General features: G+C 42.4%; 23 protein-coding genes. 12 read left to right on the top strand and 11 right to left on the bottom strand.

The annotated features are described in order from the left end of the window. Window positions 1–41: 41 nt before the first annotated feature. The 4 genes from rsxC to recG form a co-directional block, all read right to left on the bottom strand. Window positions 42–1,373 carry an electron transport complex subunit RsxC gene (gene rsxC / locus GJV22_RS09290; protein WP_163712070.1) on the bottom strand — a complete coding sequence of 444 codons (1,332 nt, stop codon included), beginning with the start codon at window positions 1,371–1,373 and terminating at the stop codon, window positions 42–44. A gap of 11 nt (window positions 1,374–1,384) precedes the next feature. After that, the gene (locus GJV22_RS09285) at window positions 1,385–2,317 is read right to left on the bottom strand and encodes a Fe-S cluster domain-containing protein (RefSeq protein WP_238480306.1); all 933 of its coding nucleotides are present in this window, start codon (window positions 2,315–2,317) and stop codon (window positions 1,385–1,387) included. Window positions 2,318–2,325: 8 nt separating this feature from the next. Beyond that, complete coding sequence (locus GJV22_RS09280) at window positions 2,326–2,742, bottom strand: SoxR reducing system RseC family protein (RefSeq protein ID WP_163712066.1); 417 nt, start codon at window positions 2,740–2,742, stop codon at window positions 2,326–2,328. 277 nt (window positions 2,743–3,019) lie between these two features. After that, window positions 3,020–5,119, bottom strand: coding sequence for an ATP-dependent DNA helicase RecG (gene recG / locus GJV22_RS09275; protein WP_163712063.1), 2,100 nt, complete (start codon window positions 5,117–5,119; stop codon window positions 3,020–3,022). 209 nt (window positions 5,120–5,328) lie between these two features. On the opposite strand from recG, the gene GJV22_RS09270 reads away from it, so the two are divergent. From GJV22_RS09270 to GJV22_RS09260, 3 genes are all read left to right on the top strand, one after another. Continuing rightward, complete coding sequence (locus GJV22_RS09270; RefSeq protein ID WP_163712060.1) at window positions 5,329–6,027, top strand: ABC transporter ATP-binding protein; 699 nt, start codon at window positions 5,329–5,331, stop codon at window positions 6,025–6,027. Window positions 6,028–6,093: 66 nt separating this feature from the next. After that, entirely contained in the window at window positions 6,094–6,660 is a 567-nt protein-coding gene (locus GJV22_RS09265) for a cob(I)yrinic acid a,c-diamide adenosyltransferase (protein ID WP_163712057.1), read from the top strand. 84 nt (window positions 6,661–6,744) lie between these two features. Beyond that, complete coding sequence (locus tag GJV22_RS09260) at window positions 6,745–6,966, top strand: DUF2795 domain-containing protein (protein ID WP_109265335.1); 222 nt, start codon at window positions 6,745–6,747, stop codon at window positions 6,964–6,966. Window positions 6,967–7,018: 52 nt separating this feature from the next. Here the strand turns inward: GJV22_RS09260 and GJV22_RS09255 are convergent, their stop codons facing one another. From GJV22_RS09255 to guaB, 6 genes are read right to left on the bottom strand one after another with little or no spacing between them, the layout of a single operon-like run. Next, on the bottom strand, window positions 7,019–8,530 hold the full coding sequence (locus GJV22_RS09255; RefSeq protein WP_163712054.1) for an OstA-like protein: 1,512 nt from the start codon (window positions 8,528–8,530) through the stop codon (window positions 7,019–7,021). A gap of 10 nt (window positions 8,531–8,540) precedes the next feature. Continuing rightward, window positions 8,541–9,506: an AAA family ATPase gene (locus GJV22_RS09250; RefSeq protein WP_205461807.1), complete on the bottom strand. Its 966-nt coding sequence runs from the start codon at window positions 9,504–9,506 to the stop codon at window positions 8,541–8,543. A 7-nt stretch (window positions 9,507–9,513) separates the two neighbouring features. Continuing rightward, window positions 9,514–10,863: a peptidylprolyl isomerase gene (locus GJV22_RS09245; protein ID WP_163712052.1), complete on the bottom strand. Its 1,350-nt coding sequence runs from the start codon at window positions 10,861–10,863 to the stop codon at window positions 9,514–9,516. 6 nt (window positions 10,864–10,869) lie between these two features. Continuing rightward, window positions 10,870–11,724 carry a hypothetical protein gene (locus GJV22_RS09240; protein ID WP_163712049.1) on the bottom strand — a complete coding sequence of 285 codons (855 nt, stop codon included), beginning with the start codon at window positions 11,722–11,724 and terminating at the stop codon, window positions 10,870–10,872. After that, the gene (locus tag GJV22_RS09235; RefSeq protein WP_163712046.1) at window positions 11,721–13,679 is read right to left on the bottom strand and encodes a peptidylprolyl isomerase; all 1,959 of its coding nucleotides are present in this window, start codon (window positions 13,677–13,679) and stop codon (window positions 11,721–11,723) included. The genes GJV22_RS09240 and GJV22_RS09235 overlap by 4 nt, the downstream gene beginning before the upstream one ends. A gap of 24 nt (window positions 13,680–13,703) precedes the next feature. Continuing rightward, window positions 13,704–15,179, bottom strand: coding sequence for an IMP dehydrogenase (gene guaB, locus GJV22_RS09230; protein ID WP_163712043.1), 1,476 nt, complete (start codon window positions 15,177–15,179; stop codon window positions 13,704–13,706). Window positions 15,180–15,332: 153 nt separating this feature from the next. Here guaB and GJV22_RS09225 point away from each other — a divergent pair, with 153 nt between their 5' ends. From GJV22_RS09225 to GJV22_RS09185, 9 genes are all read left to right on the top strand, one after another. After that, window positions 15,333–17,237 (top strand): RecQ family ATP-dependent DNA helicase, encoded by a 1,905-nt coding sequence (locus GJV22_RS09225; protein WP_238480305.1) that lies wholly within the window; start codon window positions 15,333–15,335, stop codon window positions 17,235–17,237. A 255-nt stretch (window positions 17,238–17,492) separates the two neighbouring features. Next, on the top strand, window positions 17,493–19,112 hold the full coding sequence (locus tag GJV22_RS09220; RefSeq protein WP_163712037.1) for a glycoside hydrolase family 28 protein: 1,620 nt from the start codon (window positions 17,493–17,495) through the stop codon (window positions 19,110–19,112). Between the two features lie 323 nt (window positions 19,113–19,435). Then, the gene (locus GJV22_RS09215) at window positions 19,436–19,630 is read left to right on the top strand and encodes a cold-shock protein (RefSeq protein WP_205461806.1); all 195 of its coding nucleotides are present in this window, start codon (window positions 19,436–19,438) and stop codon (window positions 19,628–19,630) included. 510 nt (window positions 19,631–20,140) lie between these two features. Beyond that, window positions 20,141–20,524, top strand: coding sequence for a heme-binding domain-containing protein (locus GJV22_RS09210; protein WP_163712032.1), 384 nt, complete (start codon window positions 20,141–20,143; stop codon window positions 20,522–20,524). Between the two features lie 34 nt (window positions 20,525–20,558). Continuing rightward, window positions 20,559–21,032: a heme-binding domain-containing protein gene (locus GJV22_RS09205; RefSeq protein WP_163712030.1), complete on the top strand. Its 474-nt coding sequence runs from the start codon at window positions 20,559–20,561 to the stop codon at window positions 21,030–21,032. A gap of 298 nt (window positions 21,033–21,330) precedes the next feature. Continuing rightward, on the top strand, window positions 21,331–21,945 hold the full coding sequence (locus GJV22_RS09200) for a DUF5063 domain-containing protein (protein WP_163712026.1): 615 nt from the start codon (window positions 21,331–21,333) through the stop codon (window positions 21,943–21,945). Between the two features lie 74 nt (window positions 21,946–22,019). After that, window positions 22,020–22,598, top strand: coding sequence for a 3'-5' exonuclease (locus GJV22_RS09195; protein WP_163712024.1), 579 nt, complete (start codon window positions 22,020–22,022; stop codon window positions 22,596–22,598). After that, the gene (locus GJV22_RS09190) at window positions 22,595–23,785 is read left to right on the top strand and encodes a class I SAM-dependent rRNA methyltransferase (protein ID WP_163712021.1); all 1,191 of its coding nucleotides are present in this window, start codon (window positions 22,595–22,597) and stop codon (window positions 23,783–23,785) included. The genes GJV22_RS09195 and GJV22_RS09190 overlap by 4 nt, the downstream gene beginning before the upstream one ends. Window positions 23,786–24,110: 325 nt before the next feature. Then, window positions 24,111–24,524 carry an RNA recognition motif domain-containing protein gene (locus tag GJV22_RS09185; RefSeq protein ID WP_163712017.1) on the top strand — a complete coding sequence of 138 codons (414 nt, stop codon included), beginning with the start codon at window positions 24,111–24,113 and terminating at the stop codon, window positions 24,522–24,524. A gap of 64 nt (window positions 24,525–24,588) precedes the next feature. Here the strand turns inward: GJV22_RS09185 and GJV22_RS09180 are convergent, their stop codons facing one another. Beyond that, on the bottom strand, window positions 24,589–25,035 hold the full coding sequence (locus tag GJV22_RS09180) for a GAF domain-containing protein (RefSeq protein WP_163712014.1): 447 nt from the start codon (window positions 25,033–25,035) through the stop codon (window positions 24,589–24,591). Window positions 25,036–25,054: the final 19 nt, after the last annotated feature.

The following is a 25,054-nucleotide window of genomic DNA, read 5'->3' as shown; positions in this document are numbered from 1 at the left end:
TTATTTATTCTGAATGATTCGTTGATTTTTGTTTGTTGGTTTTATTTCTTTCTGCTGCGGATGATTTGTCCGACTTTGCCTTTCCCAAGTCTGATGTAGTCGAGCAATGGGCGATCGGCAGGACAGGTGAAACTGCAGGATCCACACTCGATACAGTCCATGATGCAATCAGACTCGGCCCGATCCCAGATCTGTCTTTCAGAGACTGTCATCAGCAGGAAAGGCTCCAATCCCATTGGGCAAACAGTAACACAACGGCCGCACCGGATACAATTTTGACTTGTTTTCCGCTTAGCATCCTGGTCAGGCATAATCAGGATTCCCGAAGTTCCCTTGGTTACCGGAACGTCCAGCGAAGCGATGGCTTTTCCCATCATAGGTCCACCGCTGATTACTTTCCCTGTATCTTCCGGAAGGCCGCCAGCCGCATCAATCAGTTCGTTAACCGGTGTACCGACACGAACCATGAAATTGGAAGGCTTGGATACTGACTTTCCGGTTACAGTTACAACTCGCTCAATGAGCGGTTTATTTTTTTGAACAGCTTCGTAAACTGCAAAGGCTGTACCCACGTTACTCACAACCGCACCAACTGCAATTGGCAGAGCGCCTGAAGGAACCTCACGTCCGGTAACAGCTTTGATCAGCTGCTTTTCTCCACCTTGCGGATATTTTACTTTTAAAGGAACAATTTCGATAGACGACTCTGACGCTGTTAACTCTTTCAGACGACCAATTGCATCCTTTTTATTATTCTCAATTCCGATGTAGGCTTTATTAACGCCCAACGCAGCCATTAAAATGCGGGTTCCAACCAGGATCTCCTGACCTTTTTCCAACATCAAACGGTGGTCGGCAGTCAGGTACGGCTCACATTCAACACCATTAATAATAAGCATTTCTGCCTTTGATCCCGGAGGAGGCATCAGTTTTACATGGGTAGGGAAGGTGGCACCGCCTAAGCCGACAATACCTGCCGCATTAATTTTATCGATGATGGTTTTGCTGTCTGTATCGAATTTCTCGATCAGCTTGTCATCCGTAATAATGGTATCTTCCCATTCGTCTCCTTCCACATCTATAAAAATGCCTTGTTTCGGGTAACCGGAAGCATCTGTCGCCAGATCTACTTTCTTAACTGTTCCTGAAACGGATGAGTGAATGTTTGCAGAGACAAATCCGCCTGCTTGGGCAATAATTTGTCCCACTTTAACCTGATCTCCTTTTTTAACCAGCGCCTGGGCCGGTGCTCCAATATGTTGGGCGACGGGGATAAAGACACTTTTAGGTAAAGCCAGCTTTTCAATGGCTTTATCGGCTGAAAACTTATTTTCAGCAGGATGTACCCCACCAATTTTGAACGTTTTTAACACGATTGGCCTCCTTATTTAGTTTCGTTGTTTTCGGTTTGACTATCTGTTGCCGACTCTTTTGGAGCTGCTGCTTTTTCCACAGTTTTAGCTGCAGGTTTTGGTGGCAGGTCGGTTTTGGGTTTGCGTGGTGGAAAGTTCAATTCAACAATGGCATTTGTCGGACATTCAACCACACACTTACGGCACAACTTACATTTGTCGGCATCGATATAGGCCAGGTTGTTGGCCATCGTGATGGCATCAAACGGACATACTTTAAAACACTTGCTACAACCGATGCAGGCAACCGAGCACGATTTTTTAGCCACGCCACCTTTATCTTCGTTCCGGCACGAAACGTAGATCTTACGATCTTTCGGGGCTTTTTTGCGTAACTCGATCAAGTTTTTCGGGCAGGCATCTACACAGGCGCCACAGGCCACACACTTGTCATCAATCACTTCGGGTAAGCCGGTTTCCGGATTCATGTGAATCGCATCGAAATCGCAGGCAGTAACACAATCGCCATGGCTTAAACAACCGTATTGGCAACCAGTTTCGCCACTGTAAAGTGAAGCAGCAACCGCACACGAGGAGGCCCCGTCAAATTGGTTTGTTTTTGGTCGCTGGTCACATCCTCCGTTACAACGGACAACGGCAACTTTCGGCGTTTGCACAACGGCTTCCATGCCTAAAATGTCGGCGACACCTGTCATGCAATCGTTTCCGCCAACCGGGCAAAAAAGATCTGATAAATCAGATGCTTTCACACAGCTTTCAGCAAATGCACGGCATCCTGCAAAACCACATCCACCACAATTGGCTCCGGGCAGCGCTTTTTCAACGTCATCGATCCGTGGATCTTCGTATACTTTAAATTTTTGAGCAACAAAATACAGAATCACCGCTGCCAAGGTTCCGATTGCGCTCAAACTAACAATAGTATAAACAATAGTCATGTTCATTTCACTTATTATTGTAAAGGCTTGATTTCAAATTCAAACGTTTTTTTCATCCGGTTCCTGAAAAGAAAGAGGATAAAGTAATAAGGGACCAAAATAGCTAATGCCAGTAGGCCGCCAATTCCTTCCGAAATATTTAGCGAGGTTGTTATGATGAGAACGGTCAAAAGAAGAATGAATGGCATTAAATAACCCCAAAGCAGGGCTTTGAAACCTTGAGAAGTTTTGCCAATAACCGTTACCTGTTGTCCGACCGAATAATTCCCTTCGAAGTGATGAATCTCAACTTCTTTGTCTTTCATGTCTGCTGCTGTGCAACTCCCTTGGGCATGACAAGAGGCACATGCAGATTCGTTAATTATGCCAACGATTATCCCCTTTTCTGAAAGCTTCTTTATAATTCCCGTGTGTGTAATTTCTCCTGACATCCTTCTAAATTATTACCCCCCTAAAAGCTTTTTCGCTGCAAAACTATACCTATTTGAATAACTTGCTTATGTTGTAAAATCATTTTTAAAATATCTATTCTTATTTATATTCTTTATAAATAATAGAGATTATTTATGATTTCATGTTGGCTGATATACAGGTAGATATAGCGTTTGTTGACAAAAGTCATTGTTTTTGACGACTTTGTACAATCGATTGCACGGCAAATGTAATTACTTTATTTTGAATTCAAAAAAAATGCTCCTCAAATTGCTGTTAGCTAATAATGCTCCAGTCGAACTCGGTGGTTTTCATCCGTTGTAAATGGTAGGATAAAAGTTGATTGTCACGACTCTGAAGATGGGGGTCGTTATCAAGAATGTCTATTGCTGCGTCTCTTGCAATGCGGAGTATTTCGCCATCTTTTCCCAGGTTGGCTATATTCAGGTTGAAGCCGATTCCGCTTTGTTGTGTGCCTTCCAGATCGCCTGGTCCACGAAGTTGGAGGTCTACTTCAGCGATCTCAAAACCGTCGTTGGTGCGAACCATTGTTTCCAGTCTTTTCCGACTTTCATTACTGATTTTGTATGAAGACATCAGCAAGCAGTAGGACTGCTCGGCACCCCGCCCAACACGGCCGCGCAACTGGTGAAGTTGTGACAAGCCAAAACGTTCAGCACTTTCGATGATCATGATCGAAGCATTCGGTACATCCACACCAACTTCAATCACGGTGGTGGCAACCATAATTTGAGTTTTTCCGTCCTTAAACTGTTGCATTTCGAAATCCTTTTCTGCCGGTTTTAGCTTGCCATGTACCATGCTCAGTTTAAAGCGGGGAAATACCTTTTTCAGTAACTCATAGCCGTCTTCAAGGCTTTTCAAATCGAGCTTCTCCGACTCGCTGATCAATGGGAAAACTATGTAGGCTTGACGTCCTTTGTTGACCTGATTGCGAATGAAATCATATACCTGATTACGTCGGTTCTCGAGGTAGTGGCGGGTCTCTATGGGTTTACGTCCCGGAGGAAGCTCGTCGATGACAGAAACGTCCAGATCTCCATACAGGGTCATTGCCAGGGTCCGCGGAATGGGAGTGGCGGTCATTACCAAAACATGTGGCGGGATGCCCGCATTTTTCTTCCACAATTTAGCCCGTTGTGCCACGCCAAAGCGGTGCTGTTCGTCGATGATTACCAATCCCAGTTTTTGAAAGTTGACGGTATCCTCGATTAATGCATGTGTTCCAATCAGGAACTGAATGTCGCCGTTTTCGATACCTGAGTAAATGCGTTCCCTTTCTTTTTTGCGGGTTGATCCGGTTAGCAGGGCCACATTTAGCCCAATTCCCTGAAGCATTCGGCTGATTGTATTGAAATGCTGAATAGCCAGAATCTCAGTTGGCGCCATCAAGCTGGCCTGATAGCCATTGTCGAACGCGATTAAAGCAACCATCAGCGCGACGAGTGTTTTTCCGCTACCAACATCTCCTTGCACCAGTCTGTTCATTTGCTTTCCGCTCCCTAAGTCGCGCCTGATTTCTTTGGTCACTTTCTTTTGCGCCCCGGTCAGTTCAAAGGGGAGATTATTCTGGAAGAACGTGTTGAAATTGTAGCCAACCTGTTCAAAAACAAACCCTTTAAAAACTTCCTGCCGTTTGTGCTTTAAGCTTAGGATCTTGAGCTGAATGTAAAACAACTCTTCAAACTTCAATCGGAAGGTGGCTTTTTGCAGGTCCTGAGTGTTTTCCGGAAAATGAATCTGCCGAAGGGCTTTTGCCAGCTGCATTAGTTTCAAAGGTTCGCGCACCGTGGCAGGTAGCGTTTCATATATTTTTCCTGTGATGGATTCAGCCAGGTTGTGTTGAATTTTGTTAATGGCTCGGGTGTTCAGGAAACGCTTTTTCAAGGTTTCGGTGGTATTGTAAAAGGCCTGTAGTACCCCGGTGCTCACCTGTTGGCTGCTCTGGCTTTCAATCTCCGGATGAATGATGTTCATCCGACCGTTAAATACAGATGGTTTGCCAAAAACAATGTAATTCTGCCTCGGCTTCAGGTTTTCGCGAATGTATTTGATGCCGGCAAACCAAATCAGGTCCATGCTTCCGGTTTCGTCGTGGAAGCTTGCCGTTAAACGCTGCTTGCGACCTTCGCCAATCAATTCGAAATTGCCTAGCGTCCCTTTTACCTGTATGTAGGCCTGGCTGGCATCGAGCTCCCTGATTTTGTAGAATTTGGTTCGGTCGATGTATTTGTAAGGGAAATAATACAGCAAATCCCTGAAACTTGAAATACTAAGTTCCTTTTTCAACAGCTCTGCTCGTTTGGGGCCAACGCCCGCTAAAAACTTTATATCTTGATCTAAAAAATCAGGCATGAAGCAAAGATAAAAATTAACCTGTTTTTGATTTACTTCAGTTTAAAAATATTATCAGACGAAAATTATTCCTAAAAAATCGGTAATCGTTTTATACTAATTAAGGTTTTTCTGAATCTATTTTCGTAGCATATGATTATATTTACTTGAATTTTTTGAAAACAAACAATTAATCTCGAAAACAATTAATACCAGAAAAAAGCTAACCCATGAAAGAAGTCATTCATCTGAAAGATATTGTTAAGAATTATAAAGTAGGAACCCAGATCGTTCGAGCTCTCCGCTCTGTGAGTTTGGTCATTCACGAAGGTGAGTATGTGGCGATAATGGGTGCTTCCGGATCAGGTAAATCAACGATGATGAACGTTATTGGTTGTTTGGATACACCAACCAGCGGCAACTATGTTTTAAACGGAATGGATGTTGGTTACCTGTCGGACGATGAACTGGCAGAGATCCGTAATTCTGAAATCGGTTTTATCTTTCAAACTTTCAACCTGATGCCCCGAAATACAGCTTTGGAAAATGTGATGTTGCCTTTGGTTTATGCCGGAGTAAAAAAGCAGCAACGGGTTGAACGGGGCGAAAATATATTAGCCAGTGTGGGGTTGGATGACCGGATGGAGCACAAGCCCAACGAACTGTCTGGCGGTCAGCGGCAAAGGGTGGCCGTGGCTCGTGCGTTAATTAATAAGCCGGCTATTTTATTGGCCGATGAACCGACCGGGAACCTGGACTCCAAAACATCGGAGGAAATAATGCAACTGTTTTCAGAAATTCACAAACAAGGAAATACCTTGATTGTTGTTACACACGAAGAAGATATCGCGCGCCATGCTCATCGTATAATTAGGTTAAAAGACGGGCAGGTTGAATCGGATGTTGTTAATCCGGAGCCGGTATATTAGTTAATTTTAATTCTCTTATTTCCTGCGATATTGATGAATAGGGAAGTATAATAAATGAATGGTAGAATGGAAAAAGAAGTACGAATTTATACAAAGACAGGTGATGACGGGACGACCGGGTTAATTGGCGGGAGTCGCGTTAAAAAGTTTGATATTCGTTTGGAAGCTTATGGAACAGTTGATGAGTTAAATAGTCATGTCGGGTTGGTTTTATCAGCAACAGACGATGACCGGGCCAGGGGAGTGTTAACTGAAGTGCAGTCGAAGTTGTTTGTTATTGGCGCTCATTTAGCGATGGATGAAAATGCGGGGGCCTTGAAAGAACAATTGCCTTGTACCGAAACAGATATTCAGGTTTTGGAAAAGGAAATGGACGTCATGTTTGAAGTGCTTCCCAAACTGGATCATTTTATATTGCCTACCGGATGTCAGGCAGCTTCGTTTGCCCATGTTGCCCGCACCGTTTGTCGTCGTGCTGAAAGACGTATTGTAGAGCTGGCAAGCCAACTTTCAGTTGATCAAAATCTGGTCAAGTACATTAATCGACTTTCAGACTACCTTTTTGTACTATCGAGAAAGTTAAATTTTGACAAAAAGATTGCTGAAACCCCATGGATTTCAGGGAAAGATTAAGAAATAAATTTTTTGTTGTACATGTTCTATTTTTTTCTATATTCGCAAAATCATTAAAAATAAAACTAAAAAATACCCTCGAATATGTACTGGACACTAGAATTAGCATCAAAACTGGAAGATGCCCCCTGGCCAGCCTCCAAAGACGAGTTGATCGATTTTGCGATTCGCTCCGGGGCGCCACTTGAAGTCATTGAAAATTTGCAAGAAATTGAAGATGAAGGCGAAGTTTACGAAAGTATTGAAGACATTTGGCCGGATTATCCGAGCAAAGATGACTTTTTCTTCAATGAAGATGAGTATTGATTTGAGCAACGATAACACTCAACTGAAATAGCAGGATTTTTTCCTGCTATTTTTATTTTATAAAGATATCTTCCAGTGATTTCGGACGAATGGCATCTAACCATTCAAAACCGGGCAAGGTTTTTTCGGTATCCGAGATATCCGGTACCGGAATTAGTTTCCCGTCGGGAGTCGTTATAAAAGCAATTCGGGTAACCTGGCTTTCTTTCAAGCGGATTTCAATCGTGCTGCTTTGGGCTTTGTTCAGGCCAATAATACCAGTGTCGTCGCTTGCGTAATACAAACTTTGCCCGTTTCCGTCTACATCAATTTTATATAGTTCGTTTCCTCTGATAAACCCTTTCATGTTTCGACCTTTAATCTGGTTGAATCGGGTCGAATCTTCCTGAGCGATAATAAAGGCATCTTTTCGCATATCAAATTCCTGGTTGATGGAATCCTTGGCAACCATCTCCATATATTCCGCCTTCATTTGGTTGGACTGCGACCAGATCACCGGATTGTGATATAAGCAGAGGGTTGAATCCTTGGTAAAATAGACCAGCGAATCGCATTTGCCTTGCAGGTCAGTTCTGAAAAATTTGACATCGTAGTAGCCCAAAACGATCTTCTCATCTCCAATCGTATCCGGCAGGGTTTTCAGCGTGTCAGCATGCATAAATAGCGTGTCTTTGGGCGTGTAGAACAGCACAAGTGCTGAATCGTTCACCAAGGACTCCTTTTTTATATCATTATAGTTAATCCGGTTTCCTTTTATAATGACCCGGTTTTTAAAGTCGTGAATGCTGGCATCGCCAACGGCCAAGCCATCGCCTGAGATCTTATTGTAGAATATGGACTCTGCAGTTATATCTTGTTCTTTTGTTTTGATCAGTGGGTACTCGTGAAGTTCTGTTTCGCCTGTTTCCGTATTGTAGAAACCGGATGAAGCAATTAATGTATCTTTTTCATCGAAGATCGTAGTTGGTCCCACAAAAGACGTAACACCTGTTGCCGTTTCATACACTAAGGTATCAGAAAGCATTTTATAGGTGTCGGTAACTACATCGACTTCGGTTTTGAAAAAAGCCTTATCCAGTTGGGTGTAATATTCTCCGATTTTGCTGTAAAGCGTGTTGGTGCTGTCTTTTACGGTACCATAGTTATCGTAATAGCCAACAGAGTTGTTCATATCGTAATTGAGCGTATCCGTTGTCAGCGTAACTTCTTTGTTGATTAGTTTGACATTTCCCTGGGCCAGCGCCCATTTAGTATCGCCATTGTAACGGACAAAATTTGCATACAAATGCAGCGTGTCCGATTTTAATATGTGGACATGTCCAAACGCATCAACCATGTTAATTTCGTTGTAGGAATAAGCACTGTCGCACCACATCCGAATATCATTGTGGTCGATGATTACATTTCCCAAAAGGCGGTTGGCATTTTTTACGACAGCTTGGTTGTTACGCATCACATCAGCTTGCACAATATCAACTTTGGCTTTATTTTGAGCCATAGAAGCGAAGGGAAGGGCGAGTAATAAAACAAGTATAGCAATAATGCTTTGACCTGATTTAGTCATAGTCGGGTGATTACAGAAGTTTTTCGATCAGCTGGTCGACTGAAATGTTTTCAGCTTCAGCTTTGTAGTTTTTGATGATCCGGTGTCGCAGAATATTTTTAGCTATAGCCTGCACATCTTCAATGTCAGGTGAATATTTTCCGGAGACAGCCGCATGCGTTTTGGCACCCAAAATCAGGTATTGCGATGCGCGTGGACCAGCACCCCATTTCAGGTATTTGTCAGCCAATGGATCTGCTAATTCGGTTCCGGGCCGGGTCTTCGCAGCCAAGGTTACGGCATAACGCAGGACATGATCATTCACCGGGATTTTCAAGATCAGATCCTGGTAATAACGAATTTCCTCTGCCGATATAATCGCTTCCAGGCTTGATTTTTGGCTTGAAGTCGTGTTTCTGACAATGATTAGCTCATCTTCGAATTTTGGATAATCTAACCAGATTGAAAACATGAACCGGTCGAGCTGAGCTTCGGGAAGGGGATATGTTCCTTCCTGTTCAATTGGATTCTGGGTTGCCAATACAAAGAAAGGCTTGTCCAGTGTGAAACGTTGCCCTGCAGCTGTAACGGCCCGTTCCTGCATAGCTTCCAAAAGCGCTGCCTGTGTTTTTGGTGGTGTCCGGTTTATTTCGTCAGCCAAAATAATATTGGCAAATAATGGTCCTTTGATAAACTTAAAATCCCGCTCTTTATCCAGAATTTCTGTTCCGATAATATCGGAAGGCATCAGATCGGGGGTAAATTGGATACGGCTGTATTTCAGGCTGAAAACTTCGGCAATGGTATTTACCAACAAGGTTTTAGCTAGTCCAGGTACTCCAATGAGCAAGCAGTGTCCACGACTGAACATGGAAATCAATACTTGCTTCACAATTTCGTCCTGCCCGTAAATGCGCTTTTTGACCTCCTCGTGTAAGGATTTCATTTTCGCACTCAGGGTGTTAACCGCTTCAACCTCGTTTTTGAAGTTCATCATACAACCGTTATTTAATCCAATTTTCGAACTTAAAGTTACAGTTTACATATGAATCGTCAATACGAATGTAAGTTTTTGCCTGTCTTTCGCCAATCCATTTGTTCAGCGCATCCTGTTGTTTTTCTTGCAGGTACATATCATTTAGCAATTGGTAGTCATCCTGCAGGTTGGCTCGGTGTTCTTTTGACCGGTTGATCAGTTTAACGATCTTGTATACTGTGCGTTGTTTGTCATCAATTGTTTGAAAAGGATCAGAAATTTCATTTTCCTTCAACCCATCCAGCACTTTACTGACATCCGGATCAATTTCTTGTTTTTTCCATTTCGATGACATGGTGTATGGGTTGATGGTAATACCACCTCCGTTACGCGAATTTTTATCGGCCGAGAAACGCATCGCTGCGTCTTCAAACGAAATTTTGTCGCGACGGATAAGTGAAGCCAGACTGTCGAGGCGGGTAGAAGCGTCTTCCATTGCTTGTGGTGTCGGTTTTGGCTTAAGAATGATATGACGGGTGTTAACTTGTTCACCGCGACGATCGACTAACTGGATGATGTGATAACCAAATTCACTCTTCACAACATTCGAGACACGGTCGCCACGAAGGTTGAAGGCCACTGCAGCGTAAGTCGGGTCGAGTTGTGCACGCCCCATGTAACCCAATTCACCACCATTTGGTGCCGAAGGTCCTTCAGAATAAAGAACGGCCAGTGTCGCAAAGTTTTCACCATCCTCAATCCGTTTTTTGAAATCACGAAGCCGGGCTTTGATCCGGTTTTCTTCTTCAATTGAAATAGGAGGATAAACACTGATCTGAGCATATTCGACCTGTGGTTCAACCATCGGCAGGTCTTCCGGTTTTGAATTTCTTACTTTGTAACGAACTTCTGCAGGTGTGATCGAAACTTCGTTGGTGATCGTCCCCTGCATTTGTTGGGTCATTAATTGGTTTTTAATAACCTCTTGAAGGCTCGCTTTGATTTCAATAATTGGTTTTTTGAAATAAGCTTCAACCGCTTTTTCGGATCCCAGGTTCTTGGTGAAGTATTGCATCCGTTGATCCAGCTGTTGGTTAATTTGGCTGTCGGTTACAACGATGTTCGTGTCCAGTTCTGCTTCGGCCAGTAATAATTTTTCTACCAGTAAATCTTCCAGGATCTCACATTTCATATCACCATCGGAAGTGATCCCCTGAGCCTGGTTATTTTTGTACATTTCTTCAATGTCCGATTTTAGGATGATGTTGCCTCCAACAATGGCAACAATCTCGTCTACGATTTTATCTTGAGCAAATAATGTATAACTGCTTGTCAGGCAGGAAATCATCATAAAAGCAGTCAATACTTTTCTGAACATATCGATCTATTTTTTTATATTATAAATTTTAAATTTATTCGACGCTAAACCTTCTTTGTAGATGTCGTCTTCAATATTCTTCAAAAATTCTATTTTGCGTTCATTCAAAAGAATATTGCGAATTTCGGAGCTGACGAACTCAACGGGAGCGTTTTCACCCTGCAGCCGAAAATCCCGGATACAAATAAAGTAATAATAATCTGTATCGCTACTTTCAATAAACTTGTTTCTTCTTAAAAATTGTTGATCTATGTTAATTTCTTCGGGTATTTGGCTGTTGATATTTTCCCAGCTAACCCATTTGTCTCCAAAGCGGTCAAATACTTTGGAATATTGAATTCCATATTCACTAAGTTGTGTTAGTTTCTCAGCATCAAGGTCGGTGCAGAAGGATTTAAGAACCTCGCGATTGGCGACTTCAAGCGGTATTTTTAAGTATACCGCTTTTATGATATTGTCCTTCAGTTTATAACGATCAAGATGTAGATTATAATAGGCAAGAATGTCAGAATCGCTGATGACTGTATCCATTTTTTGGGCCATCAGTTCTTTTTTGTACCGGTAAGTTATCAGTGAGTTTCGGTATTCATCTAATTCCTGATCGACATTTTTCTGCTCATCAGTTAGGTTTTGTTCGGCATTGAGAATTACCAATTCTGATTGAACCCATTTCCGGATGAAGTCATCAACCCATAATGTGCTATCAGCACCTTTGAGGTTTTCAGGAATGACTTTTACTAAATCTTCCAGGTATAAATATGTTTCACCAACCTGAGCAACGGGCGTTTTTTCAATCGTCTTTGATTGACAAGCTGAAAGTATCAGTCCGGCGATCAAAAAATAAAACAGTTTGTTTCTCATTTTATGCTTTCAATTGTTTTCAAAACTTGCTTGTCCACCCGGACTTTATATTCTTTTCGTAAACTTGAAATCCATTCTTTTTCGAGTTCATCCTGGTAGGCTGAAAGAATTTGTCCACGGGCCTCATTTAGTAACTTGGGTGAAGGCGGAATCAGATCGCCACGGACGAAGTAAAGTCCGTCTTTAAAATTTTGAGGTTTACTGGCATCCCACACCAAATAATCGACTAAGTTGTTATTTCCGCGTGCAAAGATACCTTTTTGGATGAAAGCCTGATTAGGAAAATCCAAATTCAGTAAATCCACCAATTCGTTTTTCTGGATCATGGCGTCCTCTGCAAATATTTCGTCGATGTAGTCTCTTACAGTCTGGCTATTACACTGAATCGCCCAGCCATCAAATCGCTCTTCCCAAAGGAAATTATTTTTATTTTTTTCGTAAAACCGCTGAAGCCCGACGGTGTCTTCCTGTGCTTTGTTCCAAACTTTTTCTTCCGATAAATTGAAGAGAAGAATACCATCGTAATATTCTTGAACCAGATCGCGAAATTCAGGATACTTGTCTTCCAGCTTGTTATTCTCGTTTTCAAGCAATTTGTCATGGACGAATTGGGTGTATAAATGATTGAGTTGTTGCTGGATATTTGAAGATGCCAGTGGTTGCTTTTTCAGGTAATCAACAAAATCCTGTTGGGTGACTTTTGTTGAATCGAATTCGAATAATAAGCTGTTTGGTTGCAGACTCTGAAAGTCTGTCGCTGCTTCTTGTAGGTATTTCGAAGTATAGTTTTCGACTAGCTTGTTTAGCGCTTCCGTATTTTCCTGAAAATGATAGATTTCTTTTAAATGGGTTACAAACAACTCTTGATTGTGCTGCGTGATGACCGGATTGCTCCGTAGTTTTTCAATAATCATTGGCTTCATCGCTTCAAAATCCTGTACCGGCTTGTGTGCTATTTGCTTGATAATGTGAAAGCCAAAAGCAGTGCGGATAACGTTTGAAATGTCGCCATCTTTTTTTAAGGCAAAGGCAGCATCAGCAAATTCGGCTACCATTCCCGAAGAAGCGAACCATGGTAGTATACCGCCATTCATGGCCGTTTGCTGATCATCGGAATACTGACGGGCAAGTGCTGTAAAATCAGCTCCCTGATCCAACAAGTTTTTTAAACTATCCATTTCCTGCTTGGCTGATTCAACCCACTTATCATCTGCATCCGGCGAGACTCGTCTCATGATGTGGGCAACCTGCAGTTGTCCGGCCGAAGGACGTTTGTCGTGAACTAAGATGAGATGGTAGCCAAATTTAGTTCGAATTGGCATCGAAACTTCACCGGGTTTAAGCTGAAAAGCTGCCTCGTCGAATTCGGGCACCATTTGAAACCCCGCAAAATACCCCAGCAATCCGTTGTTTTTCACAACCGATGGATCGTCGGAGTAGCTACGGGCCATTTCTCCGAAATCAGCACCGTCCAGAAGTTGCTGACGCAACTTCAAGCATTGGTTATAGACTGAATCAGCTATTTCTTGCGGTGCATCGGGAGCAAGTTTGAGTAAGAGGTGGCTGGCTTTGACTTCCGTTGTCATTCGTTGATAGGCGTCGTGCAACGACTCGTCGGTGATGTTGGAATAGCTAAGATATGGCATGGCTACCTGGTCGCGGTATTGCTTGTATTCTTCTTGAAAGGACGCAAGCGTATCCATCCCGAGCTCTTTTGCCTGCCGAACTTTTAACCTGTAGTTTATGAACAGTTCGAGATATTCGTCGGGCGTTTTTCGAAGGCTGTCGTCCTGTAAATTTTGGTTGTTCTTGCGATACAGGCGGACAAACTCAGTTTTCGAAATCGGCTCCCCGCTGATTGTCAGCAGAACCTGGTCTTCTGATTGACTGAAAACCAGGTAAGGCAAGTGCATCAGAAAGACGCATACCCCAATCAGGAATTTAATTCTTTTCAATTTTTAGCGCTTAAGATTCATTGTTTATAGGCGAGAGCTGTAGTTTGGAGCTTCGCGCGTAATTGTAACGTCGTGCGGGTGACTTTCCTGTACGCCGTTATTTGTAATTCGTGTGAATTTAGCCTGCTTTAACACGTCAAGGTTTTTTGCACCACAATACCCCATTCCTGATCGGAGACCACCAATTAACTGGTAAAGCACTTCGTATAGTGAACCTTTATAGGGAACCCGTGCGGCAATTCCTTCAGGTACCAGTTTTTTCATGTCTTCTTCCGCTTCCTGAAAGTAACGGTCTTTTGATCCGGCCTGCATGGCTTCAACAGATCCCATCCCACGATAAGTTTTAAATTTTCGTCCCTGGAAAATAATGGTTTCACCGGGCGATTCTTCCACACCGGCAAAAAGGGACCCGGCCATCACACAACTTGCGCCGGCAGCCAGGGCTTTCACGATATCGCCGGAATACCGAATACCGCCATCAGCAATAACCGGGATTTTGCTATGTCGCAAAGCTTTCGAAACACTGTAAATAGCCGACAACTGCGGAATGCCAACTCCGGCCACTACGCGTGTTGTACAAATTGATCCGGGGCCAATTCCAACTTTAACGGCATCGGCACCGGCCAGCACCATGTCGGTAGCAGCCTCGGCGGTTGCGATATTTCCGGCAACGATGTCGATCTCCGGATATTTGCTTTTTGCTTTTCTCAACATGTCCAACACCCCTTTCGAATGCCCGTGTGCCGTGTCAATGACAATTGCATCAACTTGTGCTTTGACGAGCTCATCAATCCGGTCGAATATATCACCGGTCAGTCCCACACCGGCAGCAACGCGCAACCGGCCTTTGCTATCCTTGCAGGCCAGCGGTTTGTCTTTTGCTTTTGTAATATCTTTATAAGTAACCAAGCCAATCAGCTTATTGCTTTTGTCAACCACCGGGAGCTTTTCAATTTTATGCTTTTGAAGAATCTCTGCGGCCCTCAATAAATCTGTCGATTCGGTTGTATAGATCAGGTTCTGCGAAGTCATCACTTCTGAAATGGGCTTGTGAAAATCGGTTTCGAAGCGAAGGTCCCGGTTGGTCACAATTCCAACCAGTTTACGTTGACTGTCGACAACAGGAATTCCACCGATTTTATAGGTCTTCATCAGTTCGAGCGCGTCCCGAACTTTCTTTTCCTTTTCAATAGTTATCGGGTCATAAATCATCCCGTTTTCGGCTCTTTTTACCGACATAACCTGTTTGGATTGCTCTTCAATACTCATGTTTTTGTGAATAACTCCGATACCACCTTCGCGTGCAATGGCCATAGCCATGGGGGCTTCGGTCACTGTATCCATTGCTGCTGTTACAACAGGTGTGTTAATTTGAATGGAACGGGAGAAATGGGAGCGCAGGTCTACGTCACGGGGTAACACTTCAGAGTAAGCGGGGATCAACAGAACATCGTCGAATGTCAATCCCTCAAAAATTACTTTGTCCGCAAAAAATGGCATTGTCATTATTTTTAGATGTGTATATCTCTCAAAACTACAAAAAATATACGGATATTATCTTTATTTGCAATTTGTAGGGAAGGGATAAAAAACATAAATTCCGTTTTATTTTTACAAGCAAAAGGCTTTCTTTTTAGAATTCAAAAAATTAAGGTGTCGACTTTTCAGAGTATACTTCAAAAATATTGGGGATATCCCAAATTCAGACCTTTGCAGGAAGAGATTATTGAATCTGTTGCTTCAGGAAAGGACACGCTGGGGCTGATGCCTACAGGTGGTGGGAAGTCTGTTACCTTCCAGGTCTACAGTTTGTCGAAGCCGGGGATATGTCTGGTCATTACTCCTTTGATTTCCCTGATGAAAGATCAGGTTGAAAATCTTCAGAAAAGAGGCATTCGGGCGATGGCCATTCACTCGGGGCTGACCAGGCAGGAAGTGAAATTAGCCTTCGACAGCGCCGCTTGGGGTGACTATAAGTTTCTTTATCTCTCTCCGGAACGGATTGCGACGGATCGGTTTAAGGATCGTTTGTCCCAGATGGAGGTCAACTTGATTGCAGTTGACGAAGCGCACTGTATTTCTCAGTGGGGCTACGATTTCAGACCTTCCTATTTACGTATTAAAGAGCTTAGGGACTTACTCCCCAATGTGCCGGTTTTAGCGCTAACTGCTACTGCAACTCCTAAGGTCGTTAAAGACATTCAGGAAAGATTGAATTTTAAGGCGGAGAATGCCCTTCAAAAGAGTTTCTTCCGTGAAAACCTGACTTACCTGGTTCGTGAGCGGGAAGATAAAATGCAGTACTTACTGCAATCGGTGCTGCGGGCTAAAGGAACCGGAATTGTGTATGTGAGAAGCCGGAAATTGACGAAGGAAATTGCCGATTATTTGCGCCAGAACCGGGTTTCTGCCGATTTTTACCATGCGGGGTTGTCTGCCGCCAGCCGGACCTTGAAGCAGGAAAACTGGAAGAGTGGGAAAACTCGGGTGATCGTGGCGACCAATGCCTTTGGAATGGGGATTGATAAGTCAGATGTTCGATTTGTGATCCACATGGGGCCACCGGATTCGCCGGAGGCTTATTTTCAGGAAGCAGGGCGTGCCGGTCGCGACGAGAAAAGAGCTTTTGCGGTATTGATTGCAGCCAAGTCGGATCAGCTTGCTTTGAAAAAACAGGTGGAAAAAGCATTTCCGCCGGTCGATGTTATCAAACGGGTTTACCAGGCATTGGGGAACTATTTCCAGTTGGCAATCGGTTACGGTAAAGATCAGATACTGGATTTCAAAATTGGTGATTTTGCGAGCCGTTACAGCATGCAAATTCAGTTGGTTTTAAGTTCGCTGAAGATTTTACAGCGCGAGGGTTATCTTGAACTGACTGAAGAGCTGGATAATCCGTCGCGTGTTCATTTTATCGTGAATCGGGATGAATTGTACAAATTTCAGGTTGCCAACGCTAATTTCGATGGTTTTATCAAATTATTGCTGCGTTCGTACTCCGGCTTGTTTACCAATTACGTAAGTATTGATGAAGATTTGTTGGCAAAACGCGGAAATATTCAACTTGATGCAGTGCACCGATTTTTAAGCCATTTAAGTTCGAATCGGATTATTCATTATATCCCGCGGAAAAAGACGCCTTTCATCATCTTCAATAAAGAACGACTGGAGGTGGAACGGCTAAAGATTTCGAAGGAAAATTATACCGACCGGAAGAATGACTACAAAGGTCGAATTGATGCCATGTTGAATTATTCGTTTGGTAAATTGAAATGTCGAAGCCAGATTTTACTCGAATATTTTGGGGAGAAAACTTCTGTCCGGTGTGGTAAGTGCGATATCTGCATGGAGCAAAATCAACTGGGCTTAAGCCAGCTGGAACTCGATAAAATGGGAGAGCAGTTGGAAAATTTACTCCTAGAGCCTTGCCCGTTTGAAGAACTGATTTTCAAACTTGACAAAAACGAAGATGAACTCATAAGTGTCATTCGGTGGATGATTGACAATGGCAAAATTGTACATCGGATCGATAATTGCCTGGAATGGGTGAAAGAGTGACAGCGAAAGCATTTTGTGATTAATTACCGTTTCTCCGGATTCGCGACGTCTTAAGCAATAATAGAACCAGTAAAACCTGAACTTCAAATAAGGGAAAACCTGTTTGTTAATCTTGTTAACAATTGTTCTTCTTTTAAGGCTGTCAATTTTCTTACTATTGTACTTCAATACGAAAAACAGGACTCACCAAAAGCTTTTTCAGATCGATCTGGCGCGATGCAGTTCCACGAAATTTCAACCTACTTTAAACATATTATGAAACGTTTAAGCATTTTATTGGCTTTATTTTTAGTTGCAAGCAGCATGTTCGCTCAACAAATTACCCAGCAGGAAGTCAACCAACAATTGAAAGATCTGCCTTTTGAATCTTTCGCAATCACGATTCCAACCTTTCCGGACCTAACATACAATATTGCCGATCGGGGATCAATTGGCGATGGTGTATTCAAGAATACTGAAATCATCAACAATGCTATTCAGGAATGTTTCAAAGCCGGTGGTGGGCAAGTTATCGTTCCGCCCGGAATTTATCTGACCGGCCCAATTACCATGGCAAGTCATGTGAATTTACACCTTGATGCAGGTTCGGTTATTTTGTTTAGTGCTGACTTGGAAGACTATGATTTGGTTTATTCTTCGAGCGGCAATGCAAGTATGCCGTCGCTAATAAGTGGTTCCGACCTCGAAGATGTAGCGATTACCGGAGAAGGTGTTATTAATGGAAACGGGGATAAATGGCGACCGATTAAGCAAGAAAAGCGGACAGAAAAACAGTGGAAAGCTTTAAAGAAAAAAGGTGGAGAGTTTAGTGCCGATGGAAAAATATGGTTCCCGCGTAAAGGTACGCAAGCAGCTATCGAATTAAAAAAGACCTTGAAAACTTCGAAGATGACAAAAGAGGAATGGGACAAAGTTCGGTTGATCTTGCGTTCATACACTTTAAATGTTGAAAACACCAATAACATGTTGGTTGAAGGTATTACATTGATGAATTCGCCCCACATAACCAATATGCTTCGGGGAATTGACGGACTGGTGATGCACGATGTGAAAATATTGAACGAGTGGTGGTACCAGAATGCCGACGGCTTGGATATCAGCAGATGTAGAAATGTGTTGTTGTACAACTGCACCGTAAATACTGGCGATGATGGTATTTGCATGAAATCGAGCGGAAAAAAAGAAGGCCAGTTCCGTTTGGAGAATATTGTGATTAAAGATTGTAAAGTATACCACGGGCATGGAGGATTTGTTGTGGGCAGTAACACCGATGGGGGGATGAACAACATTTATGTGAAAAATCTGACTTGCAGCTTAACCGATATTGGCTTGCGTTTTAAGTCGGATGTTACCCGTGGCGGAAAAGTAACCAACCTCTTTATAGAAGATGTTTATATGACCGATTTGCTGGGCGGAGCCATTTCATTCAACCTAAACTATAAAGACAATGCGGCCATCCCGGTTCATGCGGATGAGTCTAAGTTTTTAGCTCCCCGGTTTGATGGAATTCATTTTAAGAATATTTATTGTTACGGAGCTGAACAAGCTTGCATAATTGGTGGGGTTGATGCGAATCTTAATGTGAAAAATGTGTCGTTTGAAAATGTGTTGCTTCAAACTAAAAAGGGATTCGAAGCCATCGAAAGCGAAGGAGTCAGTTTGGATAATGTGCAGGTGATGGCCGAAGAAGGTCCTGCTTTTTTATTGAAAAACACCACGCACTTTAGCTTTCAGAATATGAAAGCAATCGATGGCAAAGGCGTTCTCGTTCAGGGAGAGGAAACGGAAGGCTTAACTCTGGGGAAGTCAGAAATGAACATTGACAATTTTGAGTTTTTGGATGGCGCTGATCCGAAGAGTGTCGTCGTGAAATAGCGAAGTCACGCCATATTGTGATCCTGAGCTTTTCTATTTTTTTTCGATGTAAAAGGAGAAATCGGACGAAATCGTATTCTTTTCAGGTCAAACTACGAAATTAGGAAGTGTTGAATTGGACAAAGTAACTATTTGACGACTTGCAGATACACTGCTCCTTGCCAGCTTATATCGATGGATTTCAATCAGTACAGGGCGAACTCTGGTCTTTCAATTTATCGAATCTTGCTGATTATTAATTTAAAAGCAATCGAAATTAAGTAGGGGTTTCGAATATTTTAGCGTATATTTGCACTTTAATTTACAATAAATTATTTTATATTATGACTGGAGTAGTTAAATTTTTCAACGATTCTAAAGGATTCGGATTCATTACACCTGATGGCGGTGGTAAAGATGTTTTTGTTCACGCTAATGGTTTGAAAGACCAAATCAATGAAGGCGACAAAGTAAGCTTTGATGTTGAAGAAGGAAGAAAAGGCCCTAACGCTGTTAACGTTATCGTAGTTAACGACTAAGAAAGCCTAAATAGCATATCGGATTTTTGATTGGTTCTTTCATCATGGCCAACAGGCAAAATAATAAAAGAGACAAGCCAAAATTCCGAACTATTTTGAAAAACATTTGGTGAAAAATAAAATTCCGATTTAGTTAAGAAATGACTCTGAATCGGAATTTTTTATTTTTAGTCCCCACGTACACATTTTTTTTTGTCAACGGATCACTTGATCCTTATTTATCTGACAACTTCTTGGATCAGTCATTACGTGTATCGGGCAGTTGATCTCAATCTTTCCATAATACCTCTTTTCGCATTATTACATTTCAAGCGGTTCTAATGAAAAAGACGGTGGCTGACTTAAACGAATAAATACTGGTTTTTGATTACCATGATTGTGAATATGGCAACAGAAATAGTTTATTTACTATCGGTTAGCATATATTAACGAATCGTATTAAACAATTTAAACTTTAGCGAGTTTTTACTGTCATAGATTTCAATTATCCACTTCAATAACAGTTTACCGATGAGAAAATTTAGCTTGCTTTTTATGCTTTTGATTGCAGTTGTTGTTTCGAAAGCGACGGGAACAAACGACGATGACAGTAAAATCAGTTATCCGATGCCCACTGATGTAAAAATGGTGATAGAAAGCAAATGCTTCAATTGTCACAATGATGAAGCCAGGGGCGATAAATCCAAGAAAGCCTTGAACTTTAGTACGTTTTCCGATCTGAGTACCATTCAAAAAATAGCCGGGCTAAACGATATTAAAAAAGAAGTGGTTGAAGGGGAAATGCCACCGAAAAAGATGCTGGAAAGACATCCTGAAGCGGCGCTAACTCCGGAAGAAACTCAGCTTTTGGTCGAGTGGGTGAAAAGTGAATCACAAGCTTTACTGAAAAAATAACAGACATCCATAACTTACACTCACTTATCATCTGATGATAAAAAAAAATACCCGCATCTATTTAATCATTGTTTTAGTCGCTTTGGTTGGCATACAGTTTTTTCAGCCGAAAAGGAACACGGCAGCGATTACTTCGGATCACCTTTTTCAACAGACTCATGTCCCTGGAAATGTGCAACAGGTGCTGAATCATGCTTGTATGGATTGCCATTCGGACCAAACCAAATACGAATGGTATCACAAAATTTCGCCTGTGTCGTGGTACATCAATCATCATATCAGTGAAGGAAAGCATGAACTGAATTTTTCGAACTGGAGATCAATTTCCCCTCTGGATAAAATCAGTCTTCTTGAGGATGTTAAGAAGGAAGTTGGCTCGGGAAAAATGCCTTTGAAGGCTTACACTTTGATACACAGAGAAGCCCGGTTAACAGTTGCGCAAAGAGATTCGCTTTTCAGTTGGGTCGAAAAATACCAGGAAGAATTGATGCAGGAAGCTTTGAATTGAGCTTTCGTGACAAAATAAAATAGGAGAGGACTGCCCATTAAGTTGGGTAGTCTTTTTTGTTTGGATTTTTTTTTTGAAGGTGGAATTTTTACGGACAAGGCTTTGAGGTCGTAACAAGACTAATATTTTTGTGCGATTCTTCGCAAATATGGTGCTAGAAATTGAGGTGGAAATGTACAGTGGTATCTTAGGCCAGCTTTAAATCAGTCAACTTTTCACAACTAAAGCATAAGCATTTGAATTATTTCGGGTTCTTAAGCCAAAACTTATTATTTTTGCGGGATATATTAGTCAATCTATGTCAGAAGAGCATTTAAATCAGTTAGTTTATTCCAAACAAGTCATTGAGTTTGTCACTGTTGCCAACGAATATTGCAAGTTTATTGAATCGGCCGGTTCTATGGACACGAGAGATATGCTTTCGAAGATTCAGAAGATCTTGCCGTTGGTTTACCTGAAAACTTCGATGCTGCCTGAATTTGAAAGTTCGGAAGAGATAGTTTTAGAGAAGTTTGTAAGCGAAGTTGATTACAGCTATCTTCAGCAACGCATATTGAATATGCTGGGAACACACGACGATTACCAGGAAGTGTTTGACCGGGATATGCAATTCAGTGAAGAGCCGCTTACCGCCAGTATCTCGGAAAACCTGGCCGACATTTACCAGGATTTGAAAGACTTTGTACTGTCGTACCGAACTGGTGACGAATTGGTAATGCAAGAGTCGTTGTGGGAATGTATCGACAACTTCAAAAATTACTGGGGTCAGAAACTGGTGAACAGCCTGCGGGCTATTCATGCGTTGGTTTATGGCGATGCAGATTTTGATCAGGAGCTTAAATTACCTTCTGATGAAGAGGAGACCAGCAAACCTGCTTGGTTGAATAATTTGTTTAACGATCCGTTAGACTAATCGTTAAGATGAAAAGCCGGAACTGAAGGTCGGTTCCGGAACTGTGATATTAATTAATAGACGAATAGCAATACATGTTTCAGGAGAGTATTACCAAAGAAGAATTGGAGGATCTTCCTCAAAAAGCGTTTGACGGAGAGATTACGGTGGTTGATAATTATGGCTTGTTGAAAGAGGCCGTTGACTACCTGAATCAATCAGAAATTTTGGGGTTTGACACTGAAACAAAACCTTCATTCAAACGTGGGCAAATTAATAAAGTGGCGCTGCTTCAGCTCTCAAATGCTGATCGGGCGTTCTTATTTCAGCTTCATAAAGTAGGTTTGCCCGACGAACTCAAGACTATTTTATCCAATCCTCAAATCCAAAAAGTGGGTGTCGCTATTCGTGATGATATTAAAGCCTTGCAGCGATTAAGTAATTTCAAGCCGTTCGGTTTTGTTGAGCTGCAAGAAAAAGTGAAAGGTTTCGGTATCCAGGATTTCAGCCTGAAAAAGATTGCAGGAATTGTATTGGGCGTACGCATCTCCAAATCGCAACGTCTGACCAATTGGGAATCTGATGTTCTATCGGGTGGACAACAAACTTATGCTGCCACTGACGCCTGGGTCGCTCACGAAATTTTTCAATCGTTAATCGAAGCTCAATCATGACAAACACTGTCGCTACAGTTGTTCTTAACAAGGGAAAAGAACAATCATTAAAACGTTTTCACCCTTGGGTATTTTCCGGAGCAATCAAAAAAATAACAGCCGAGGTTAAAGAAGGTGACCTGGTTCGGGTAGTGTCAAATTCCAACGAATTTTTGGCTGCCGGCCATTATCAAATTGGTTCGATCGCGGTCCGCATCGTGAGTTTTAAAGATGTGGCCATTGATCGCGATTTTTGGAAACAACGCCTTTCCGAGGCTATCAACCTGCGTTCATCATTAGGATTGTTGCACAATGAGCAGACCAATGTTTTCCGCCTTGTGCATGGCGAAGGAGATGGTTTGCCCGGCCTAATTATAGACTTCTACAATGGAACTGCTGTTTACCAGGCACATTCGGTCGGGATGTATCACATTCGCCATTTACTGGCTGAAATACTGAAAGAATTGTTGGGCGATCAATTGGTTGCTGTCTACGATAAGAGCGACAAGACATTACCTTTTAAAGCAGATATTGAGCCTGAAAACGGCTATTTGTTGGGCGAGTCGAGTCCAACTATCGTGAACGAATACAACAACGCTTTTCGGGTCGATTGGGTTGAAGGGCAGAAAACCGGCTTCTTTGTCGATCAACGGGAAAACCGTCGTTTGGTGCGTGAATTTTCAAAGAACCGCGATGTTCTAAACATGTTTTGTTACAGCGGAGGATTCTCGTTTTACGCTATGCAAGGCGATGCTAAAATGGTGCATTCAGTCGACGCTTCGGCAAAAGCCATTGAGCTGACCCGTCAGAATGTTGAACTTAATTATCCGAAAGACCCAAGGCATGAAGCTTATGTAGCAGATGCTTTCGATTTTATGCGGGATATCAAGGACAAGTATGATTTAATTATTCTTGATCCTCCGGCATTTGCCAAGCATCGAAATGCCTTAAGCCAAGCCCTGCAGGCCTACAAACGATTAAATGCCCGGGCTTTTGAGCAAATTCGGTCCGGTGGGATTGTATTTACCTTTAGTTGTTCCCAGGTTGTGACGAAAGATAAGTTTCGTGAAGCAGTATTTTCAGGAGCTGCCATTTCCGGTCGAAAGGTACGTATTCTGCACCAGTTAACACAGCCAGCCGATCATCCGGTCAATATTTATCATCCGGAAGGTGAGTACCTAAAGGGATTGGTTCTTTATGTCGATTAATTGTCACGGCCAATCAGATTTAATTCTGATGAATATTCAATAAAAAAACTTTCACAGTCGCTTGTCAATTCAAAACTATCTTTAATTTTGTATAGAGCTATGGTGTAATGACTTGTAATAAATGAACAGGAAAGTAACCTGCCTTCCGGTGCCTTAATTACGTGCATGACCAGTTTCTTTGAACATTTGTATTTATTTAGGGTAGGGTCATCGCTTTTAGGTTCCTGTGATTTTATTTTAATTTTCAAAACAATCGCCGTTCCGAAGAATCCTTGATTTTACCAGCTGTGTATTTATTTTTTTAATTATTTATTTGTCTCAGATTATGAACATTTACGTAGGTAATTTAAACTACAATCTTTCGGAAGAAGATGTTACTGAACTGTTCGCTGAATTCGGTGAAGTTGTTTCAGTAAAATTGGTTACAGATCGTGAAACCGGACGTGCAAAAGGTTTTGGTTTTGTTGAAATGGCAGATGACCAGGCAGGTGCAGCTGCAGTTGCTAAATTAGACGGAGCGGACGTACAAGGCCGTAACATCAAAGTGAACGAAGCTAAACCAAGAGAAAACACTGGCGGCTCAGGTAGACCTCGTCGTGACGGTGGTTATAACCGAGGTGGTGGTGGTTTTGGCGGTGGTGATCGTTTCCAGAGAAATCAGGGAGGCGGTGATCGTGGTGGCTATGGTGGCGGCAGAGACCGCGACGGTGGTCGTCCACAAAGACGCGAACGCTACTAAGAAGCTTTTCAAAAGCTATGCAATACAGTTCGCTGGGTTTCCCCGGCGAACTTTTTTTTTTTGCTTAAAATTGCTCGCTGATGAGCTCACATACTTCTTCCAGAAATAGCTGGTCGTCGTTTGTGAACGGAGCAGGAGAGTGGCTATCAATGTCTAGTTCGGCAACAAATTTGCCACTTTTCATCACCGGAACCACAATCTCCGATTGGACATCCAAGCCACAGGAAATGTAATTTTCAATTTGGCTGACATCCTGAACTATCATGGTTTCTTCCCGTTCGGCTACTTGCCCGCAAACGCCTTTGCCCACAGCGATGTGGGTATGTTCGGTTGGCTTTCCAACATAGGGGCCAAGCACCAACCCTCCATTTTCCATGACATAAAATCCGACCCAATCGTAATGGTAGATTTGCTCTTTGAGAATTTTGCAGATTCCGAGTAACAACTCCTCGTTTTTCGATTCAACTAACTGCTTAATGGTTTCCAAACAAGCACTAAATTCTTTCTTCATCTTTCTTTGTCTACTTACA

The sequence above is a fragment of the Mangrovibacterium lignilyticum genome (genome assembly GCF_010882175.1).
Classification (GTDB): Bacteria; Bacteroidota; Bacteroidia; order Bacteroidales; family Prolixibacteraceae; genus Mangrovibacterium; species Mangrovibacterium lignilyticum.
The sequence above is the reverse complement of the archived record's forward strand: the minus strand, read 5'-3'. Positions and strand labels throughout refer to the sequence as shown.

What these genes read in the sequence shown, in the direction of transcription:
- GJV22_RS09285 (WP_238480306.1), bottom strand. Translation starts at nt 2,317, where the DNA reads ATGAACATGACTATTGTTTATACTATTGTTAGTTTGAGCGCAATCGGA.
- GJV22_RS09280 (WP_163712066.1), bottom strand. Translation starts at nt 2,742, where the DNA reads ATGTCAGGAGAAATTACACACACGGGAATTATAAAGAAGCTTTCAGAA.
- recG (WP_163712063.1), bottom strand. Translation starts at nt 5,119, where the DNA reads ATGCCTGATTTTTTAGATCAAGATATAAAGTTTTTAGCGGGCGTTGGC.
- GJV22_RS09270 (WP_163712060.1), top strand. Translation starts at nt 5,329, where the DNA reads ATGAAAGAAGTCATTCATCTGAAAGATATTGTTAAGAATTATAAAGTA.
- GJV22_RS09265 (WP_163712057.1), top strand. Translation starts at nt 6,094, where the DNA reads ATGGAAAAAGAAGTACGAATTTATACAAAGACAGGTGATGACGGGACG.
- GJV22_RS09260 (WP_109265335.1), top strand. Translation starts at nt 6,745, where the DNA reads ATGTACTGGACACTAGAATTAGCATCAAAACTGGAAGATGCCCCCTGG.
- GJV22_RS09255 (WP_163712054.1), bottom strand. Translation starts at nt 8,530, where the DNA reads ATGACTAAATCAGGTCAAAGCATTATTGCTATACTTGTTTTATTACTC.
- GJV22_RS09250 (WP_205461807.1), bottom strand. Translation starts at nt 9,506, where the DNA reads ATGATGAACTTCAAAAACGAGGTTGAAGCGGTTAACACCCTGAGTGCG.
- GJV22_RS09245 (WP_163712052.1), bottom strand. Translation starts at nt 10,863, where the DNA reads ATGTTCAGAAAAGTATTGACTGCTTTTATGATGATTTCCTGCCTGACA.
- GJV22_RS09240 (WP_163712049.1), bottom strand. Translation starts at nt 11,724, where the DNA reads ATGAGAAACAAACTGTTTTATTTTTTGATCGCCGGACTGATACTTTCA.
- guaB (WP_163712043.1), bottom strand. Translation starts at nt 15,179, where the DNA reads ATGCCATTTTTTGCGGACAAAGTAATTTTTGAGGGATTGACATTCGAC.
- GJV22_RS09220 (WP_163712037.1), top strand. Translation starts at nt 17,493, where the DNA reads ATGAAACGTTTAAGCATTTTATTGGCTTTATTTTTAGTTGCAAGCAGC.
- GJV22_RS09215 (WP_205461806.1), top strand. Translation starts at nt 19,436, where the DNA reads ATGACTGGAGTAGTTAAATTTTTCAACGATTCTAAAGGATTCGGATTC.
- GJV22_RS09210 (WP_163712032.1), top strand. Translation starts at nt 20,141, where the DNA reads ATGAGAAAATTTAGCTTGCTTTTTATGCTTTTGATTGCAGTTGTTGTT.
- GJV22_RS09205 (WP_163712030.1), top strand. Translation starts at nt 20,559, where the DNA reads ATGATAAAAAAAAATACCCGCATCTATTTAATCATTGTTTTAGTCGCT.
- GJV22_RS09200 (WP_163712026.1), top strand. Translation starts at nt 21,331, where the DNA reads ATGTCAGAAGAGCATTTAAATCAGTTAGTTTATTCCAAACAAGTCATT.
- GJV22_RS09195 (WP_163712024.1), top strand. Translation starts at nt 22,020, where the DNA reads ATGTTTCAGGAGAGTATTACCAAAGAAGAATTGGAGGATCTTCCTCAA.
- GJV22_RS09190 (WP_163712021.1), top strand. Translation starts at nt 22,595, where the DNA reads ATGACAAACACTGTCGCTACAGTTGTTCTTAACAAGGGAAAAGAACAA.
- GJV22_RS09185 (WP_163712017.1), top strand. Translation starts at nt 24,111, where the DNA reads ATGAACATTTACGTAGGTAATTTAAACTACAATCTTTCGGAAGAAGAT.
- GJV22_RS09180 (WP_163712014.1), bottom strand. Translation starts at nt 25,035, where the DNA reads ATGAAGAAAGAATTTAGTGCTTGTTTGGAAACCATTAAGCAGTTAGTT.